16 protein-coding genes are annotated in these 18,476 nt (G+C 72.8%); 10 read left to right on the forward strand and 6 right to left on the reverse strand.

Features of this window, described 5'->3' with window-relative positions; all coding sequences use genetic code 11:
• Positions 1-85: 85 nt before the first annotated feature.
• Both GA0074692_RS00660 and GA0074692_RS00665 read right to left on the reverse strand, forming a co-directional pair.
• Entirely contained in the window at positions 86-325 is a 240-nt protein-coding gene (locus GA0074692_RS00660) for a hypothetical protein (RefSeq protein WP_091638566.1), read from the reverse strand.
• Positions 322-2,784, reverse strand: coding sequence for a sugar-binding protein (locus GA0074692_RS00665; RefSeq protein WP_091638567.1), 2,463 nt, complete (start codon positions 2,782-2,784; stop codon positions 322-324). Before GA0074692_RS00665 ends, GA0074692_RS00660 begins: the two co-directional genes overlap by 4 nt.
• Before the next feature lie 415 nt (positions 2,785-3,199).
• On the opposite strand from GA0074692_RS00665, the gene GA0074692_RS00670 reads away from it, so the two are divergent.
• The 8 genes from GA0074692_RS00670 (at position 3,200) to GA0074692_RS00705 (ending at position 12,828) form a co-directional block, all read left to right on the forward strand.
• Complete coding sequence (locus GA0074692_RS00670) at positions 3,200-4,363, forward strand: ROK family protein (RefSeq protein ID WP_091638568.1); 1,164 nt, start codon at positions 3,200-3,202, stop codon at positions 4,361-4,363.
• A gap of 36 nt (positions 4,364-4,399) precedes the next feature.
• The gene (locus tag GA0074692_RS00675; RefSeq protein ID WP_091638569.1) at positions 4,400-5,452 is read left to right on the forward strand and encodes an extracellular solute-binding protein; all 1,053 of its coding nucleotides are present in this window, start codon (positions 4,400-4,402) and stop codon (positions 5,450-5,452) included.
• A gap of 97 nt (positions 5,453-5,549) precedes the next feature.
• Positions 5,550-6,623 (forward strand): ABC transporter ATP-binding protein, encoded by a 1,074-nt coding sequence (locus tag GA0074692_RS00680; protein WP_091638570.1) that lies wholly within the window; start codon positions 5,550-5,552, stop codon positions 6,621-6,623.
• Positions 6,620-8,413, forward strand: coding sequence for an ABC transporter permease (locus GA0074692_RS00685; RefSeq protein WP_245730045.1), 1,794 nt, complete (start codon positions 6,620-6,622; stop codon positions 8,411-8,413). Before GA0074692_RS00680 ends, GA0074692_RS00685 begins: the two co-directional genes overlap by 4 nt.
• The gene (locus tag GA0074692_RS00690; RefSeq protein ID WP_091638571.1) at positions 8,401-9,363 is read left to right on the forward strand and encodes a creatininase family protein; all 963 of its coding nucleotides are present in this window, start codon (positions 8,401-8,403) and stop codon (positions 9,361-9,363) included. The genes GA0074692_RS00685 and GA0074692_RS00690 overlap by 13 nt, the downstream gene beginning before the upstream one ends.
• Positions 9,360-10,313, forward strand: a complete 954-nt coding sequence (locus tag GA0074692_RS00695) for an amidohydrolase family protein (RefSeq protein WP_091638572.1) — start codon at positions 9,360-9,362, stop codon at positions 10,311-10,313. Before GA0074692_RS00690 ends, GA0074692_RS00695 begins: the two co-directional genes overlap by 4 nt.
• A 60-nt stretch (positions 10,314-10,373) precedes the next feature.
• Entirely contained in the window at positions 10,374-11,831 is a 1,458-nt protein-coding gene (locus GA0074692_RS00700; protein WP_091638573.1) for an argininosuccinate lyase, read from the forward strand.
• Positions 11,832-11,898: 67 nt separating this feature from the next.
• Positions 11,899-12,828 carry an ROK family protein gene (locus GA0074692_RS00705; RefSeq protein ID WP_245730046.1) on the forward strand — a complete coding sequence of 310 codons (930 nt, stop codon included), beginning with the start codon at positions 11,899-11,901 and terminating at the stop codon, positions 12,826-12,828.
• Positions 12,829-12,902: 74 nt separating this feature from the next.
• On the opposite strand, the gene GA0074692_RS00710 is transcribed toward GA0074692_RS00705, so the two are convergent.
• The 4 genes from GA0074692_RS00710 to GA0074692_RS00725 form a co-directional block, all read right to left on the reverse strand.
• Positions 12,903-13,367: a hypothetical protein gene (locus GA0074692_RS00710; protein WP_141725101.1), complete on the reverse strand. Its 465-nt coding sequence runs from the start codon at positions 13,365-13,367 to the stop codon at positions 12,903-12,905.
• 59 nt (positions 13,368-13,426) lie between these two features.
• Positions 13,427-14,332, reverse strand: coding sequence for a helix-turn-helix domain-containing protein (locus GA0074692_RS00715; protein WP_091638575.1), 906 nt, complete (start codon positions 14,330-14,332; stop codon positions 13,427-13,429).
• Between the two features lie 42 nt (positions 14,333-14,374).
• Entirely contained in the window at positions 14,375-15,088 is a 714-nt protein-coding gene (locus tag GA0074692_RS00720) for a class I SAM-dependent methyltransferase (RefSeq protein WP_091638576.1), read from the reverse strand.
• Between the two features lie 389 nt (positions 15,089-15,477).
• Positions 15,478-16,026, reverse strand: coding sequence for a winged helix-turn-helix transcriptional regulator (locus tag GA0074692_RS00725; RefSeq protein WP_091652251.1), 549 nt, complete (start codon positions 16,024-16,026; stop codon positions 15,478-15,480).
• A 74-nt stretch (positions 16,027-16,100) separates the two neighbouring features.
• Here GA0074692_RS00725 and GA0074692_RS00730 point away from each other — a divergent pair, with 74 nt between their 5' ends.
• Both GA0074692_RS00730 and GA0074692_RS00735 read left to right on the forward strand, forming a co-directional pair.
• On the forward strand, positions 16,101-17,426 hold the full coding sequence (locus tag GA0074692_RS00730) for an MFS transporter (protein WP_091638577.1): 1,326 nt from the start codon (positions 16,101-16,103) through the stop codon (positions 17,424-17,426).
• 255 nt (positions 17,427-17,681) lie between these two features.
• Positions 17,682-18,443, forward strand: coding sequence for an acetoin reductase (locus tag GA0074692_RS00735; protein WP_218106510.1), 762 nt, complete (start codon positions 17,682-17,684; stop codon positions 18,441-18,443).
• Positions 18,444-18,476: the final 33 nt, after the last annotated feature.

An 18,476-nucleotide genomic window follows, 5' to 3' on the forward strand; every position in this document is an offset into this window, starting at 1 on the left:
GTGAGGAGGGGTCCCCTGCTCATCAGAAAACGTGAGCAGGGGACCCCTCCTACCACCTCAACCGGTGCTTGCCGGGTCGGTCGGGTCAGCGCACGCTGACCTGGTCGGCCCGGGCTCCGTCGCCGGCCTCGAAGGCGGCCAGCAGGGACGTCGGCGTGCCACCGGCGACCGGCACCACGACGGTCACCGACCGGCCGGCGGTCAGGTCGACCGTGTGGCTGCCGAGGGATCGGTCACCGTCCCAGGTGTACAGGTACGCCGTGCCGGTGCGGTCGGCGCGCAGGGTCACCCGTACGCCGTCCCGGGTCACCTGCTGGTCGGTCACCCGCAGTGCCCCTCGGGCAGCTTCGCCACGGCGGCCGGGGCCACCCCGTCCACTGCGGACTGCGCGATGGTCTGCGGGCTGTGCACGCTGCGGGCGGCGGTGTCCGGGAAGACCGGCTTGCTCGGCTCCCGGTCGCCCGGGGTGTAGCCGGGCAGGGTCATCAGGCCGTACCGGTACGGGTCGGCGCGCACCCCGGTGAAGGTGGACCAGCCCAGCCGGGACTGCGAGCTGAGGTCCTGGGTGTCCGAGTCGTAGACCAGCACGTTGAAGCCCATCCGGGCCGGGTCGACCGCGTCCGGCAGCACCGCGAACGGGATGCTCGCCTCGATGGTGTAGCCGGTGTACGGCTCGCTGACCTTGCTGACCACGGTCATCCCCGGCGCGGTCTGGGCGCCCGGGCCCTGCCGGTTGTCGGCGTCGCGCTGCCAGCACGGCGGGTTGCCGTTGGCCGGGTCGTCGGTGATCGGGAAGATGCCGGCCTTGAACACGGTGGAGGTGTCCGAGGAGTCGCCCTTCGGGTCGACGATGATCTCGACGCTGTCGGTTCGCCGCTGCCGCTTGCAGTCCTGCGGCACCACCTTCTTGCCGAGTACGTCGTCGGTGACCTGCACGATCACCTTCAGCGCGTCCTCGGTGTACGCGATCCGACCCTTCGCCGAGGCGTCCTGCCCGGTGACGGCCTGACCCTCCCAGATCCGGGAGAAGTCCAGTTCCTCGCCGGGGTATTCGCCCGGTGCGGCCTCGCCGTCGACGGCGTGGTCGTGCCCGGCGTGCGGGACCTCGCTGGTCGGCACGATCTCCAGGGCGCCGGTCTCGACGTTGGTGCCGGAGCCGCTGGTGGTGGTGATGGTGATGCCGTAGTCGCCGTTCTCGCCCCCCTCGTTGGCGGTGGGCAGCGATGGGTCGCTGTTGGTCACGGTGAAGGTGACCGCGCCGGTCGCCCCGGCGGCGAGGTCGGTGTAGCTCTTCGTCGCCGCGTCGGCGGTGAAGCCGGCGGGTAGACCGAGGGTGACGCTGCCGCTCTGCGGGGTCGTGCCGTGGTTGCGCAGGTCGACGCGGACCTGGCGGCTCTTGCCGGAGCCGAGGGTGAGCACCGGCTTGATCAGGGTGTCGAGCTGCGGGTAGCCCTCCGCGCCGGCCCAGTCCCGGAACATCCCGACCTCGGGCAGCGGCTCCAGGGTGCCCCGCACGTCGGCGACCACCCGGACGGCCCGGTCGGTGCGGCCGGCGCCCTGGCCGGTGGTGAGGGTCGCGCCGAGCAGTGACTGCTGGTTGGTGTCGGCATCGGCCGGCACGGTGACGGTGAAGGTGGTGGTGCGTTCCTGGCCCGGGGCGACCGCGCCGCGCAGCGCACCGGAGCCCGTGGCGGTCCAGCCCTCGGGCAGGCGCAGGGCGACCGTCGGCGTGGTCAGCGCCCGCTTCGCGGCCCGTACGTGGGCGGTGACCTCGACGGTCTGACCGGGGGTGAGGTCGAACCGGTCGGCGGTCAGGTGGAACTCGGTGTCCTCGGGGAGACCGCCGTTGACGGCCGGGAGCACCGAGCCGCGCAGGATCGCCTCGGGGGAGGTGTCCGCCGGGTCGTACGGCACCCGGCTGTCGACCAGCGTGTAGAAGTCGCAGCGCTGCTGTGCCGGGTTGGTCGGGGCGGCGGCGGTGTTCGCCCAGCCCTGGGTGACGTAGTCGCGGCGGGCGTCAACCTCGATCTCGGCCCAGGACTTGCCGGTCTTGCTGAGGGTGCCCTCCCAGACGCCGAAGACCTGGTCGGTGGGGACCGTCGGGGTGAAGCTGGTCGCGCAGGCCGGGCCGGCCGACGAACTGCCGGTGCCGCCGGTACGGAGGAACTTCGCCGGCCGGAACGGCGTGAGCCCCTCCTCGCTGAGCTGCTCGGGGAACGCCTTCGGGTCGGCGGCGGCGTGGAACGCCTCGGCGGCGAACCGGGCGGCCTGCTGGTGGTTGCCGTGGTTGCCCGGGGTCGGCGACGGGTTCATGGTCATGACGATCTCGGGCCGGGTCTGCCGGATCACCCGGACGATCTGGGCCAGGGTGTCGTCGTGGCCCCAGATCTGCTCGGACAGGGGCGCGGAGGCGGTGTACCAGAAGTCGACCCGGTCCAGGTTGTAGAGGTTTTCCACCCCGGCCCGGCCGATGGCGGTGCGTTCCTCGCGCTCCCGGATGATGCCCAGCGGCGGGCCCTCCTCCAGGCCGACCGCGTTGCCGCCGCCCTCACCACGGGTGATGGTGACGACGCCGGAGCGGACGCCGAAGTTCTCCTTCCACTGGCCGAGGGTGGCGAGGCTGCCGGCCTCGTCGTCGGGGTGGGCGCTGACGAAGAGCACGTCCAGGTCGACCGCGTCGGTCGGCTTGGCGTCGGTGGTGCCGTCGGGGGCGGCGAGGGCGGCGGGTGCCCCGGAGAGGGCCAGGGCGAGCGCGGTGGGTAACAGGAACGCCTTGAATCGCATGCGGATCCTTCCGCTGGGCGCGGGTCCGGGCAGCGGCCGGCGGCGTCGGGCGCACGGCGGCACCGACGCGGGGTCGCGTTCGGACGGCTGATGGGGGACGGTCGGCGGGAGGCGCGGCAGGGCGCGGTCCACACCGGGGTACGCAGCGGTACGGGCATCCGTACACACTGGAAGGCCTTCGCCGGTGACGCTAGGGACCGGCGAGTCGGCCCGTCAATGCTTTGCAAGGTCTTTCTTTGTTTGCGGAAGAAATAAAGTCGGCCAAGCGGGCCATGATCACCCGGAGCATCCGGCTCGGCCACGCTTGGTCGACATCTCGTCAAGGCTGTGTTTCCCCAGGCAGTGAAGGCTCCCGCCGGGAGTCGAGACCCTTTCGTTACTTGACTCGTTAATTCGTTCGCCGTAGGAAGGAAGTGTGAGTGACGTGGTGACGCCACCGACGAGCCCGGTGAGCCGGGAGCGGGCGAAGGAGATCAAGCGGCTTTCCGTGATCTCCACCGCCCGCCAGGTCCGGGTGCTCTCCCGCGCTGAGCTGACCGAGCTCACCGGGCTGAGTCCGGCCACGCTCACCCCGTTGGTCCGCGAGCTGATCGCCGAGGGCTACCTGATCGAGCGGGGACCCGGGGCGTCCCGGGCCGGTCGTCCCCGGGCGATGCTGGAGTTCAACCCCCGGGCCGAGCTGGTCGCCGCGGTCTCCCTGGAGCCGTCCCGGCTGACCTGCGAGATCGCCGACAGTGACGGCACGGTGGTCGCCCACCGCACCGTCCGGCTCACCGGTGACATCGTCGACACCGTCTGCCGGTCGGTGCCCGAGCTGGCTGGCGACGGCCTGCCGGCGCTGCGCGGGGTGGCCATCGCCGCGCCCGGGATCTCCTCCGGCGGCGCGGTCCGGCTCGCCCCCTCGGTGGGGGTGGTCGAGGGCCGCCCGATAGGGGAGTCGGTGCAGCGGCGGCTCGGGGTGCCGGTGGTCGTGGACAACGACGTCAACCTGATGGCGGCTGGCGAGCACGCCGCCGGGGCCGGCAGCGACGTGGCCGACCTGCTGTTGTTGCACGTCGCCGACGGCATCGGCGCCGGCCTGGTGCTCGACGGGCAGGTCCGCCGGGGCGCGGGCGGCGCGGCCGGCGAGGTCGGCTTCCTGCCGCTGGACCCGACCGACCAGGGCCACGACGGGATCGGTCCGTTCGAGGACCGCTGGTCGGAGAACGCCATCGCCGAGCGGGTGGTCGCGCTGGCCCCCGGCCGGCGGCCGGACACACCGGTGGCCGCCCTGGTCGAGCTGGCCGGGACCGACCGTCGGGCCGCCACCTACCTGGACGAGGTGCTCACCGCCTGGTCCCGGCTGATCGTCTCCTGCGTCTGCGTCGTCGACCCGGGTCGGGTGCTGCTCAGCGGGGCCGCCACCCAGCTCGACGACGCCGCCGTCGACCGGCTCCAGGCGCTGGTCGCCGCCGCCGTGCCCAGCCCGACCGAGGTACGCCGGGCGGTGCTCGGCGACCGGGCGGTGCTGCACGGCGCGGTCAGCTACGCGCTCTCCGCGGCCGCCGCCGGCCTGCCCCACCTGCTTCCCAGTCCCTGACCAGCAGTTCTCCATCACCCCCTTCGGAGGTACCCCATGAGACGTCGACTTCTCCTCGCCGGGGCGCTCGCCGCCGTGCTCGCCGCCGGCACCGCGTGCGGTAGTGGCGGCGGTGACGACGCGGCCGGCGGCGGCGCGACCGCCGAGAAGCTGACCATCTACACGGCCCGCGACAAGAAGGTCTCCGACTACGTGGTGGAGCAGTTCACCGCCAAGTACCCGGAGTACAAGGGCAAGGTCGAGATCCTCAACCTGGGCGCGCAGGAGATCCTGGAGCGGGTCCGGGCGGAGAAGGCCAACCCGCAGGCCGACGTCTGGTGGGGTGGCACCCAGCAGGGACTCTCCGCGGGCGCGTCCGAGGACCTGCTCGCCCCCATCCAGCCGAGCTTCGCCGGCAAGATGGACGCCAAGTACAAGGACGCCGAGGGCCGCTGGTTCGGGGAGATCCTGCTGCCCGAGGTCATCATGTACAACAACAAGGCGCTCACCCCGGAGCAGGCCCCGAAGGACTGGGACGACCTGCTCAAGCCGGAGTGGAAAGACAAGATCATCATCCGGGACGTGGCCGCGTCAGGCACCATGCGGTCGATCTACTCCGCGATGATCGTGCGGCAGTCGCCCGACGGCAGCAACCCGCAGCCCGGCTACGACTGGCTGAAGAAGCTCGACGCCAACACCGGCGCGTACGCCGCCAACCCGACCGACCTGTACCTGAAGCTCTCCCGGCAGCAGGGCACGCTCAGCGCCTGGAACCTCCAGGACGTCCTGCTCCAGGCCAACCAGTCCAACATGCCGTTCGGGTACGTGATGCCGGCCTCCGGCGCGCCGGTGCTGGTCGACGGCCTCGCCGCGGTCAAGGGCGGCAACACCGAGGGTGCGCAGAAGTTCCTCGAGTTCCTTTTCGACGACAAGCTCCGGGGTGACCTGGCCAAGGAGTACTTCCAGATCCCGGCGGTGGAGATCGCCGAGCAGCCGGAGTGGCTGGCCCAGCTCGACCTGAAGCCGCTCGACGTCGACTGGGACGTGATCGGCAAGAACGAGACCGAGTGGATCAACCACTGGAACAGCCAGATCAAGAACAAGGGCTGACCGCGCGGACGCCGGACCGGGGCCGACCCGGTCCGGCGTACCCGCCCGTCAGTGGTGCGCCCGGCTGGGCGGCGTACCGCACGAAGGAGAGGGCCTCATGATCGATGTCACGCTGGAGTCGGTGAGCAAGCGCTTCGCCCGGGGCGGCGACACCGCGGCCGTGGACGACGTCGACATCACCATCGCCGCCGGGGAGTTCTTCACCCTGCTCGGCCCGAGCGGCTGCGGCAAGACCACCACCCTGCGGATGGTGGCCGGGTTCTACTTCCCCACCTCCGGGCGGATCCGCTTCGGCACCGAGGACGTCACCCGCCGGCCGCCGAACAAGCGCGACACCGGCATGGTCTTCCAGAACTACGCGCTCTTCCCGCACATGAGCGTGGCGCAGAACGTCGCGTACGGCCTCAAGATCCGCAAGGTGAACCGGGCCGAGTCCCGGCGGCGGGTCGAGGAGGCGCTCGGCCAGGTGCACCTCGCCGGCTACGGCGACCGGCGCATCGACGAGCTCTCCGGCGGCCAGCAGCAGCGGGTCGCGCTGGCCCGCGCCCTGGTGATCCGGCCGCGCACCCTGCTGCTCGACGAGCCGCTGTCGAACCTCGACGCCAAGCTGCGTGAGGAGACCCGTACCGAGATCCGCCGCATCCAGCAGGAGGCCGGCACCACCGCCATCTACGTCACCCACGACCAGGCCGAGGCGATGGCCATGTCGGACCGGATCGCGGTGATGCAGTCCGGCCGGGTGCAGCAGATCGGCGCGCCGCAGGAGATCTACCACCGGCCGGCGAACGCCTTCGTGGCCCGGTTCATCGGCCGCAGCAACGTGCTCGACCTGCCGGTGGTCGGCGCGGCCGAGCAGACCGTCACGGTCCGGCTGCCCGGCGGCGGCGAGGTCACCGTCGGCGCGCCCACCGGCCACGGGCGGACGGCGGGCGGGACCGCCCTGGTCTCGGTCCGCCCCGAGCACATCGCCCTGACCACGACCACCGACCCGGACGCGCTGCCCGGCCGGGTCACCGAGGTGGAGTTCACCGGCATGGCCACCAACCTGGTGGTCGACCTGGCCGGCGAGCCGGTGCAGGTGGCCGCCGTGGACGTGCCGGCGGGCATCGCCGTCGGTGACCAGGTCGGCCTGCGGCTCAACCGCGACCGGATGTGGGTGGTGCGCCCGTGAGCACCATCCCCGTTACCCCGAGCGCGGCCACCGTCCCACCGGTCACCGAGGACCCGACGCCGCCGCGCGCCCCGCGCCGCCGGCTCGCCGACCGCTTCGGCGGCGGCGCCGGCTCGCGCTGGTTCCCGTACGTGCTGGTCTTCCCGCTGGCGCTGATCCTCTTCGGGTACGTCGTCCAGCCGATGTTCGCCACCTTCGCGGAGAGCGTCGGCGTGAACGGGGTGGCGAACTACACCGCCTTCCTCAGCGGCGACGGGGTGGCCCGGTCCGCCCTGGTCACCTCGCTGATCATCTCGGCGGCGAGCGTGCTGCTCTGCGGGATCGTCGGTGTGGCGATGGCCTTCCTGCTGAAGCGCTTCTCGTTCCCCGGGCGTGGCCTGATCGAGGCGATCATCCTGGTGCCGGCGGCCCTGCCGCCGCTGATCGGGGCGATCTCGTTCCAGTTGCTCTACAGCGAGACCGGCATCCTGCCGCGTGGCCTCCAGCAGCTCTTCGGCGCCGAGAACCCGGTGCTGCCGTTCAGCGGCATCGCGGGCGTGCTGGTGGTGCACACCTTCACCATGTACCCGTACTTCTACCTGGCCACCTCGGCCGCGCTGACTGGGATGGACCCGTCGGTGGAGGAGGCCGCGTACAACCTGGGGGCCGGGCGGGTCCGGGTCTGGCGTACGGTGCTGCTGCCGATGCTCACCCCGGCGCTGGTCTCCGCCTCGCTGCTGGTCTTCATGACCTCGCTGGCGTCGTACACCGCCCCGCTGCTGTTCGGGGTGGACCGGACGATGACCATGCAGATCTACATCAACCGCACCAACGGCGACCTGCCGATGGCCTCCACGTACGCCTCGGTGCTCGGTGTGGTCTCGGTGCTGTTCCTGCTCGGCATGCGCTGGTACGAGGGACGGCGCAGCTACCGCTCCCAGTCCAAGGGCGTGGCCAGCCACCGGCGGGAGATCACCAACCCGTTCGGGCGCTGGGCGGCGCTGGTCGCGTCGCTGCTGGCCACCGCCGTGCTGCTCGCCCCGGTGGCGACCATCGCCCTGGTGGCGTTCTCCGAGGACGGCTCCTGGACCACCGAGGTGATCCCGGCCGCCTACACCACGGCCAACTTCGTCACGATCTTCTCGGACCCGGAGGCGTTCCAGCCGATCCTGAACTCGCTCCAGATGAGCCTGATCGCCACCGTCGGCTGCGTCGTGGTCGGCGTGCTCATCGCGTACGCGGTGCGCCGGCTGGACTTCCGGGGCCGGGGCCTGCTGGACGTGGCGGTCATGCTGGCCTGGGCGCTGCCCGGCACGGTGGTCGCGATCAACCTGATCTCGGCGTTCAGCACCGGCAACGCGTTCAGCTTCGGGCAGGTGCTGATCGGCACCTTCTGGATCATGCCGCTGGCGTACTTCGTCCGGTTCCTGCCGCTGGTGTTCCGCTCCAGCTCGGCCAGCCTGGCCCAGCTCGACCCGTCGCTCGAGGAGGCTGCCCGCAACCTGGGCGCGTCCTGGTGGCGGGCGTTCGGGTCGGTGACCCTGCGGCTGATGCTGCCCGGTGTGCTGGCCGGCGCGCTGCTCGCCTTCGTGCACGGGGTCGGCGAGTTCGTCGCCTCGGTGCTGATCTACACCTCGGACACCGCGCCGATCTCGGTGGAGATCAACAACCGGATGTACTCGTTCGAGGTCGGCACCGCCGCCGCGTACGGCATGCTCCAGGTCGTGCTGATCTTCGTGGTGATGGTGCTCTCCGGCCGGCTGGAGGGCGGCCGGCGCTCCACCCGGGAGGCGGCCCGGTGGACGGCGTGACGACCTGGCCGGCCGGGGGCGGGCTGATCCCCGCCACCCGGATCCCCGGCGGCGAACTGGCCGCGGTCGCCGCGGCAGCCGACTTCGCGGTGCTGCCGGTCGGCGCGGTCGAGTGGCACGGTCCGCACCTGCCGCTCGGCACCGACCTGATCCTCGCCGAGGGCTTCGCCCGCGAGAGCGCCGCCGACGCGTCGGCGGACGTGCCGGCGGGCGACCACGCGCCGGCCGCCGGAAGCGCCACCGGCGGCGCCGGTCCGCGTGGGGTGCTCTTTCCCGCCGTGCCGTACGCGGCCTGCCCCGGACAGACCCGCCCCTGGCCGGGCACCGTGGCGATCCGCCCGGAGATCGCCGTCGGCTACCTCGCCGACGTGATCGAGGGGATCGTGGCGGCCGGCTTCCCCCGACTGCTGATCGTCAACGGGCACGACGCCAACATGTCCACCGTCCGGGCCGCGATGGAGTGGGTCTCCGGGCGGCGTAGGGCCAGCCTGCTGCTGGTCAACTGGTTCCAACTGGTCACCCCGGAGGAGACCACCGCGCTGTACGGGCCGCTGCCGGCGCGCGGGCACGGCGGGGCGTACGAGACCTCCGGTGTGCTCGGCTTCGACCCGGACGCGGTCCGCCTCGGCGCGGTCGACGACCTGCCGCCGAAGCCCAAGCTGCCGGTCCCGCACCCGTACGTGCTCGTGGAGTCCCGGCCCGACCCGTGGCAGGGCTGGTCCGGGCACATCTCGCTGGCCGACGAGACGATCGGCCGACGGGTCCGGGAACTGGCCGGCGGGCGGCTGCGCGAGATCATCGCCGCCTGGGTGGCCGCCGAACCCCCGGCCGCCCCCACCGCCGACCCGCTGCCGGGTCCGGCCCCGGCCGGTGCGCGGCCGGCCGGCACCCCGGCCGACGTGCCCACCGCCGACTCCCGGCTGAATCCGTCCCCCGGGGAGGACTCGTGACCGTCGACCGGGGACTCGACGTCGTCGACTTCCACCTGCACTTCCGCATCGGCACGGACCAGACGATCCGGTGCTGCGAGGACGCCGCCGGCATGCACCCCGGCGGGGAGCACGAGCGGGCCGTCCGGGCCGCCGGCTCCGCCCCGTACGCGGCGCAGTGGCGGCAGGCGTGGGGCTTCCCCGACCCGGAGCCGCCGGCCGAGCGCTGGCAGGACGAGGCGGACCGGTGGGCCGACGAACTGCGGGCGGTGCACGTCCGGCGGGCGGTCTTCGTCACCGGCGGCGGCAACGACACCCTCGCCGACGTCGTCGACCGCCACCCCGACCTGCTGCTCGGCTTCGCCCACCACGACCCGTACGCCCCCGGGGCCGCCGCCGAACTGGAACGCGCGGTGGTCGAACGCGGCCTGCGCGGGCTGAAGCTCTTCGCCCCGCTGCTGCGCGGCCCCCTCGACCACGCCGACCTCGACCCGCTCTGGGGCACCGCCCAGCGGCTCGGCGTGCCGGTGCTGGTCCACATCGGGCACTACGGGAGCGCCGGCGGGCTCTCCCACGGCCGGCACGGTGGCCCGGACGAGCTGGCCCGGATGGCCCGGCGCTTCCCGGAGCTGGCCGTGGTGGTGCCGCACTTCGGCGTCCAGCACGTGCAGGACCTCTTCTTCGCCGCGTGGGGCTGCCCGAACATCCACGTCGACACCTCCGGCTCCAACCAGTGGGTGCGTTGGATGCCGTACAAACTGACCCTGGAGGACCTCTTCCGGCGCTGTTACGAGACCATCGGCCCGCACCGGATCGTGTTCGGCAGCGACTCGTCGTGGTTCCCGCGCGGTTACGTCACCCGCTACCTCGACGACCAGCTCCGCATCTGCCGGGAGCTGGGACTGCCCGACGACCACCTGCGCGCGATCTTCGCCGGGAACGCCGAGCGGCTGCTCGGCCTCGACGACTGACCGGCTGACGTCGGGCGCGGCGAGCGACGCGTCCGGCCTGGAAGGAAGAAGACACCCGTCATGAGCACACCCCCGCTGACCACCTACCAGCGGCACCACCTGCGGCCCACGTACGACCACCACGTCGGGTACCTGTTTCCGGCGATGGTGCGGGCCAGCCAGGCACACGTGGTGATGCTGACCGAGCAGGGGCTCGTCCCCGCCGAACGGGGCGCCCGGCTGCTGCGCGGCCTCGCCGAACTGCGCGCCGACGCCACGCCCGCGCCGGAGTTCGACGGCACCTTCGAGGACACCTACTACCTGCTGGAGAAGCGGCTCGCCGAGGCGTGCGGCATTCCCGCGTCCGAACTGGACGTGCAGATGGCCCGTAGCCGCAACGACCTGGACGCCGGGGTGTTCCGGATGCTCCTACGCGACCAGCTCGTCGGTGTGCTCGACCGGGTGCTCGCCACCGGGGCGACCGTGCTGGACGCCGCGCACCGGTACGCCGACGTGGTGATCACCGGCTACACGCACCGCCGGCCCGCCCAGCCCACCACCATCGGGCACGCCCTCGCCGGGTACGCCGAAGCGCTGGCCGGCGAGGCCGTCGCGTACACCGACCTGATCGACTTGCTCAACACCTCGCCGCTGGGCTCCTGCGCGTTCGCCGGCACCGACCTGGACATCGCCCCCGCCCGGGTGGCCGAGCTGCTCGGCTTCGCCGCCCTGGTCACCAACTCGTACGAGGCGGTGGCCGGGGCCGACCACCTGGTCCGGGTGGGCACGCTCAACGCGCAGGCCCTCGCCACCGGCGCGCGGCTGGCCCGCACCCTGATGGACTGGCTGACCTGGCGCTGGGTGACCACCCCCGGCGACTTCACCCAGGGCAGCAGCATCATGCCGCAGAAGCGCAACCCGGTGGTGCTGGAACACCTGGTCTCGATGGCCGGGGCGACCGCCGCCGACGCCGCCAGCGTGCTCAACAACGTCGGCGCGGCCTGGTGGGAGGACTCCAACAACGCCACCACCGACGTGCAGGTCCGGCTCTGGGAGAGCAACGACCGGACGAACCGGTTCTTCGCCCTGCTCGGCGGCTTCCTCGCCGAGATCGAACCGTTGGCGCCGCCGTCGGCGGAGGAGATCGTCGCCTCCGGGGCGACCACCACCGCCGCCGCGGACGCGTTGACCCGGCACGGCGTGCCGTTCCGGGCCGCCCACTCGGTGGTCGGCCGGCTGGTCCGGGGCGGTGCCCCGGACACCTGGACCGCCGCAGACGTACGCGCGGCGGCCGAGGGGATCGCCGACGGACTCGACGACGCCGCGATCGACGGCCTAATCGCCGCCGCCGTCCGTCCCGAGCGGGTGCTCGACCGGGTCCAGGTCGACGGTCCCGGCGCGAACGCGGTACGGGCCCAGGTGGCGACCCTGCGCGTCGCCTTCGACGGGGTCACCGGCCGGCTCGACGCGGTTCGCGACCGGCTGGCCCGCGCCGACGCGGCCCTCGACGCCGTCGCCGCCGAACGGGCGGCCCGGTGAACGCGCCCGCCCGCGCAATGGGCAGCCGGGTGAGCGCGCCCGCCCGCTCGACCGGTAGGCGCGACCGGTGAGCGTCGGACTGACCGGCCGGGCGGCCCAGCCCGCGCCGGTGGCCGGTGACCGGCCGGTGCTGCTCGGCATCGACTTCGGCGGCACCAAGATGGCGGTCGGGGTGGCCGACGGGCAGGGCCGGCTGCTGGTCCGCGAACGGGTCCCCACGCACGCCGAACAGGGCGCCCCGCAGGCACTGGACCGGGCGCTGGCGTTGGCCGCGAAACTGCTGGGGCAGGTCGGCGCTCCGGTCGCGGCGGCCGGCGTGGCCTCGCCCGGCGTGGTCCGGCCGGACGGCATCGACCTGGCCCCGAACGTGCCCGGTTGGGACCGGCTGCGGCTGGCCGACGCGGTCCGTGACCGGTTCGGGGTGACCGCCGTCGCGGTGGACAACGACCTGAACGCCGCCGCCCTGGCCGAGGTACGCCTCGGCGCGCTGCGCGACGCCGACCCCGGGCTGGTGGTCGGCCTCGGCACCGGCGTCGCGGCGGCGGTCACCGTGGGCGGCCGGGTCGTCGCCGGCCACCGGGGCGCGGCCGGCGAGATCGGGTACGCCGTCGCCGGTGGACCCTGGCCGGGCACCATGCTGGAACTCGACTTCTCCGGCCGGGCGCTGGACCGGCTCGCCGACGAACTGGGCGTACCGGGCGGCGCGGCCGGGCTGGCCACCGCGGCCGCGCGTCCCGGCCCGGCCCGGGACGCGCTCACCGCCCGGGTCGACGAGTTCGCCCGGCACCTGGTCACCTGCTGCCTGCTGCTGGACCCGCAGCGGGTGGTGCTGGTGGGCGGGGTGGCCGGCAGCGACCTGATCCGGGGCCTGCTGACCGAACGGCTCGGCGCGGTGCTGCCGTACCGGCCGGAGGTGGTGCTCTCCCGGTTCGCCGACGACGCCGCCCTGCACGGCGCGGTGATCCTCGCCCACGAGGCGATCCCCGCGTCCCGCTGACCGCCTCCGGATGCCGACGGGGGCGTCGGCATCCGGAGACCGGACCGGTCAGTGGGAGGCACCGGGCGCACCGGTCAACGTGCCAGCTTGTCCGACCAGCCGAGCAGGACGGCAAGCCCGCCGACCAGCAACAGCGGCACCCCGAGCAGGTACGCGACACGTCCCGGAGACCATCCCCAGTCCACCGTCTCGTCGGGGTCGCCGTTCGCGGCGCCGATCGAGCGGACGAGATCCTCGACCTGCCGCCGGTCGGCGTCGGTGAAACCGTCCGCGTTCGCGCCGAGATGCTCGGCCAGCGCGACCACATGGTCCCGCTCCGCCCGGGTGAAGGGAGAATCCCCCTCGGGCACGGTGCCGAAGCAGATCATGCGCTGACCGGTCTTCGCGTTGATGTTGATGTCGGCCCGGCTGGTGCACTCGTCCCCGCTGCGGACGAAGTTGACCTGGTACTCGCTCCCCGCTCTGAAGCCGTCGACCAGCCCGTACGCCGTCAGGACCATGCCCAGGGCGAGCGCGACCGGCCAGATACGTCCTCTCATGGCCCCATTGTCCAGCTTGGATGGGGATCCGGCCAGAGTCGTGGCGGGCGGGAGCGCGGTCAGCGGGTGGCGCGTAGGGCCTCGATCAGCCACTCCACCGCCGGCACCATCGGCGGGAACGGTGGCCGACGGTTCAGCACCCCGACCAGCTCCCAGTACCGCTCCACCCGTCGGTCGGTGAAGGTGGCCATCCGGTCGGCCAGCGCGACCCGATCCTGAGCGGAGAGCGCCGGGTCGATGATCCGGTCGACAACCTCCCGGGCGGTGGGGGAGTCCGGGGCGATCCCGGCGGCGAGGGCGTCCCGGGCCGGCGTCGCGTCGGGCATCGGCTCCGGCGGGGTGTCCCCGCCGGACGCCCCGGCCACCGCCATCTCCCGGGTCCGCTGGCGGAACGCCGGGTCGGCGACCAGTTCGGCCAGCTCCACCCAGGCGTCCACCTCCTCGTCGGTGGGATTGTCGGGCAGGTCCGCCGGGACCGCGCACCGCATCGCCGAGGCGATACCGCCGGCGGGGGAGTCCGGGTCGACGCCGATGAACACCTCCGCCACGAAGTCGTCGATGATCTGCTGCCGCTCCCGGGCGGAGAGGCGGGCCAGGTCGTGCATGAGTCTCAACTCCTCGGTCGTGCTTCCGCGACGGACGACCGACCGCAGCACCGCCCGACGCAGCCGCAGCGTCCGGATCTCGGCGTCCAGCGCCCGGACGTGCGCCCGTGCCACGTCCGTGACGCCGGCCTGCCGGTCCAGGATCCGCCGGGCGTCGTCCAGGCCGACACCCAGGTCACGCAGGGTCCGCAGCAGCTCCAACCGGGCCACAGCGGCGGCGTCGTAGAGGCGGTACCCGCCACCGGACCGGGCGGTCGGCGGCAGCAGCCCCTCGTCCGACCAGAACCGGATGGTGCGTACGGTCAGGCCGGTGCGATCGGAGAGCTGTCCGATGGTGAACAGCTCGGTTCGGTCGTCCACGGCCAACAGCGTGCACCCTCCAGCGGCTGGAGACTCAAGTCGTCAGGCGGGCGGGCGGTGGGCGCGCAGCATCAGGGATACCCCGGGCAGCCCCTTCACCGGCAGGTACCGTTCGGCGGCGACGACCGCCTGGAGCCCGAGGTTGACCACAGCGGGCAGGTCGCCCAGGTCGCTGCCGGTGGAGGTACGCCGGCGCCACGCGGCGACCGGCCGCAGCAGTACGTTCCAGCTCCACAGCTCGTCGACGACCAGTCCGGCCTTCTCCACCGTCGCCCGCAGCGACTCCCGGTCGTAGCGGCGGACGTGCCCGACCGCCACGTCGTGCGCCGACCAGAGCCGCATGTCGCACGGTACGGCGATCAGCGCCGTACCGCCCGGCCGCAGCGTGCGGCGGATCTCGGCGGCGGCGAGATGATCCTCGTCGACGTGTTCGAGGATGTCGAAGGCGACCACCAGGTCCAGTCCGGCCGAGGCGACCGGCAGGCGCCGGGCGTCGGCCCGGATCACGTTCAGCCCGCGTTCCCGGGCCACCTCCGCGCCCTCCACGCTGAACTCCAGCGCCACCGGCTGCCAGCCGTACGCCCGCAGCACGCGGGTGTTGCCGCCGCCGGCCGCGCCGACGTCCAACGCCCGGCCGGGGCGCTGACCCGAGGCCGCGAGCCGGCGCAGCGCCCGCCCCAGCAGCGTCCGACGCTCGCGGTACCACCAGTGGGTGTCCTCGAGCGCGGCGAGCTTGCGGATCTCGGTCGCTTCCACGCGTACTCCTCGTAGTCCGGGCGCCCTCACCCTATCCAGCCCGCCCTGCGCCAGGGCTGCCCCCGCCAGGCCCGTCCCCGCCAGGGCCCTCCCCGCGCGGGGCCCTCCCCGCGCGGGGCCCTCCCCGCGTCCCCGGCCCGATGATCGACACGACATGCGGCATGTTGGGGTGTTTCGGTCCTCGGAGACCCCAACATGCCGCAAGAGGAGTGGATCATCGGGCCGGTGGCCGGGGTGGGCCAGGTGCGGGCCGGGGCGGGTCGGGCGCGCGGGCCAGGCACGCGGGTCGGGGGCGGGGCGGGTCAGAGGCGCGGGGCGGGTCAGGGGGCGCGGGGCCGGGGGCGCGGGGCCGGGAGGCGGGGCGGGGTGAGGCCCCGGTCAGGTTCCGGTCAGGTCTGGGGCGGCGGTGTGGCGTCGGCCGTGCCGGCGCGCGTGCCGTCAGGGTCGGCCAGGACGCCTGGGGGGACCAGCCTGTCCCGCGCGTTCTTCCAGGGTTTCACCCAGGTCATGTGCTCGGGTACGAGGGCTTCGCCGCAGGCGCTGCACACCTCCCCGTGCGTGGTCTCGTTGCCGCACGTCTGATGGATCATGGCCATGTGCCCGCCGTCCGCCGGCATCGGTGTGTGCCGTTCGCCCCACAGCGCGAGCTGTTGCAGCACCGGTAGCAGTTCTGCCGCCGCCTCGGTGGCCGCGTACCCCTGACGGGTACGTCCGCCGCTGTCGTAGTCGACGCGTACCAGCAGGCCGGCGTCGACCATGGCATGCAGTCGGCGGCTGAGCACCGCCTCCGAGATGCCGAGACTCTGACGCAACGAGTCGAACTTGCCCCGGCCGTGCAGCACGTCGCGGATGATCAGCAGCACCCATCCGTCCCCGAGCACATCGAGTGAGCGGCGGATCGGGCACAGGTCGTCGGACCAGTCGGATCGTAGCGGCATCGCCTTTTCGGTCACCTCACGTCTCGGGTACGGTGATCACCAGGATATAACTTCGCTCAAGAAAGCCAGCACTCATGTCACCACGATCCGCTGAGCGCGCCCGTACACCCCGTCGGTCACGTATCCACCCGGCCTGGTGGGTCGCGGTCGTCGCGTTCCTGGCGTTGCTGGGGGCCGCCGGCTTCCGCGGCGCGCCGGGCGCGTTGCTGGTGCCGCTGCACCACGAGTTCGGCTGGTCGACGAGCGTGATGTCGCTGGCCGTGAGCATCAACCTGGTGCTCTACGGGCTCGTCGCACCCTTCGCCGCCGCGCTGATGGACCGCCTCGGCATGCGCCAGGTGGTCTCGGGCGCCCTGTCGCTCGTGGCGCTCGGCGCGGGCGGCAGCGTCCTGATGACGGCCTCGTGGCAGCTACTGGTCTTCTGGGGCCTGCTGATCGGCACCGGCACCGGAGCGATGGCGCTGGTGTTCGCGGCGACCATCGCCAACCGGTGGTTCGTCGCACGTCGCGGCCTCGTGATGGGTGTGCTGACCGCCGGGGCGGCGACCGGTCAGTTGGTGATCCTGCCGCCGGTGGCCGCCCTGGCCGAGAGTGTGGGGTGGCGGGCGGCGTCGCTGGTCATCGCCGGGTCGGCGCTTGTCGCCGTACCGCTGGTGTGGTGGATCATCCGCGACCACCCCGAGGACCGTGGTGTGCTGCCGTACGGCGCTGATCCGCAGCGTTACAGCGCGCCACCGCGTGCGGTGGGCGGTGCCTTCCGGCGTGCCGTCGAGGGGCTGGCCTTCGCGGCCCGGCACCGCGCGTTCTGGGCGCTGGCGGTCGCCTTCGCGATCTGCGGCGCGACCACGAACGGGCTCGTCGGCATCCACTTCATCCCCTCCGCCCACGACCACGGCATGCCCGCCACCACCGCGGCGGGTCTGCTGGCGGCGGTGGGCGTCTTCGACATCGCCGGCACCATCGCGTCCGGTTGGCTGACCGACAAGTTCGACCCGCGCAAGCTCCTGGTCGCGTACTACGCCTTCCGAGGGGTGGGCCTGCTCGTACTGCCCTGGCTGTTGGCGGACCAGGTGCCCCCGAGCATGATCCTGTTCGTGGTCGTCTACGGCCTCGACTGGGTGGCCACCGTCCCGCCCACGGCGACGCTGTGCCGCACGATCTTCGGCGCGCGCGGCACCATCGTGTTCGGCTGGGTCTTCACCGCCCATCAGCTCGGTGCGGCCGCCGCGGCGTTCGGCGCCGGCGTCGTCCGGGACGTCTTCGATACCTACACCTATGCCTGGTGGGGTGGGGCAGCGCTGTGTGTCGTGGCCGCCGCGCTGTCGATCGTCGCCCGGGAGTCCCGCCGCGACAGGCGGAGCGCCCCAGACGTCGCCCGGAGCCCAGTCACCGTGCGTTGAACCGCTTGGCCCCGCTACCCGCTCCCCGTCGTCGCAGATCTTGGACAGTTACCGTCGCGATTGGACGGTAACTGTCCAAGAATCAGCCGGGATCCGCCGCGACGCCGCAACGCCGCGACGGGGATGGCGGAGGACCGGCCAGTCCGCCAGCCCTGCGGTGTGCAGGAACCCCATCCAGGAAAAGCCGCTCACCAGTCAGCTGCCGGCGATACGCTCCGAGGCGTAAAGGGGGCGATTATGGGCATTCAGGGCAAAGTGGCGGTCGTTACGGGAGCGGGTCGGGGGATCGGCCGGGCGATCGCCCTGCGGTTGGCGGACGACGGTGCCGACGTGGCCGTGAACGACGTCCGGGCCGAGGGCGCCGAGAAGGTGGCCGAGGAGATCCGGGCCCGAGGTCGACGGGCCGTCGCGGTGCCGGCCGACGTCAGCGACCGGGACGCCGTCTTCGGCATGGTGGCGAAGGTCGCCGACGACCTCGGCCGGGTCGACATCATGGTCTCCAACGCCGGCATGGCCCAGATCAAGCCGCTGACCGAGGTGACACCCCAGGAACTGGAACCCCTGTTCCGGCTGAACGTCTTCGGCGTCCTCTACTGCCTACAGGCCGCCGTGGCGCAGATGCAGAAGCAGGGCGGGGGCGGAAAGATCATCAACGCCGCCTCGATCGCCGGGCACGACGCGTTCGACTACCTCGGCGCGTACTCGGCGACGAAGTTCGCGGTGAACGGGTTCACCCAGGCTGCGGCGAAGGAACTGGCGCAGTTCGGCATCACGGTCAACGCCTACTGTCCCGGGATCGTCGGCACCGACATGTGGGATGCCATCGACCAGAAGCTCAGCGGCTACCTCGGCCTGAAGCAGGGCGAGGCGCTCAAGAAGTACGCGGGCGGAATCCCCCTCGGCCGGGTCGAGACCCCGGAGGACGTCGCTGCCTTCGTCTCCTACCTGGCCAGCCCCGACTCGGACTACATGACCGGCCAGTCCGTCATGATCGACGGCGGCCTCGTCATGCGCTGACCCTGGGCGGCGTCGCGCGCCGTCCGGCCCGCG

The organism is Micromonospora pallida (assembly GCF_900090325.1).
Classification (GTDB): Bacteria; Actinomycetota; Actinomycetes; order Mycobacteriales; family Micromonosporaceae; genus Micromonospora; species Micromonospora pallida.

Coding starts and splice junctions, on each gene's coding strand:
- GA0074692_RS00665 (WP_091638567.1), bottom strand. CDS start 2,784: ATGCGATTCAAGGCGTTCCTGTTACCCACCGCGCTCGCCCTGGCCCTC.
- GA0074692_RS00675 (WP_091638569.1), top strand. CDS start 4,400: ATGAGACGTCGACTTCTCCTCGCCGGGGCGCTCGCCGCCGTGCTCGCC.
- GA0074692_RS00680 (WP_091638570.1), top strand. CDS start 5,550: ATGATCGATGTCACGCTGGAGTCGGTGAGCAAGCGCTTCGCCCGGGGC.
- GA0074692_RS00700 (WP_091638573.1), top strand. CDS start 10,374: ATGAGCACACCCCCGCTGACCACCTACCAGCGGCACCACCTGCGGCCC.
- GA0074692_RS00710 (WP_141725101.1), bottom strand. CDS start 13,367: ATGAGAGGACGTATCTGGCCGGTCGCGCTCGCCCTGGGCATGGTCCTG.
- GA0074692_RS00725 (WP_091652251.1), bottom strand. CDS start 16,026: ATGCCGCTACGATCCGACTGGTCCGACGACCTGTGCCCGATCCGCCGC.
- GA0074692_RS00730 (WP_091638577.1), top strand. CDS start 16,101: ATGTCACCACGATCCGCTGAGCGCGCCCGTACACCCCGTCGGTCACGT.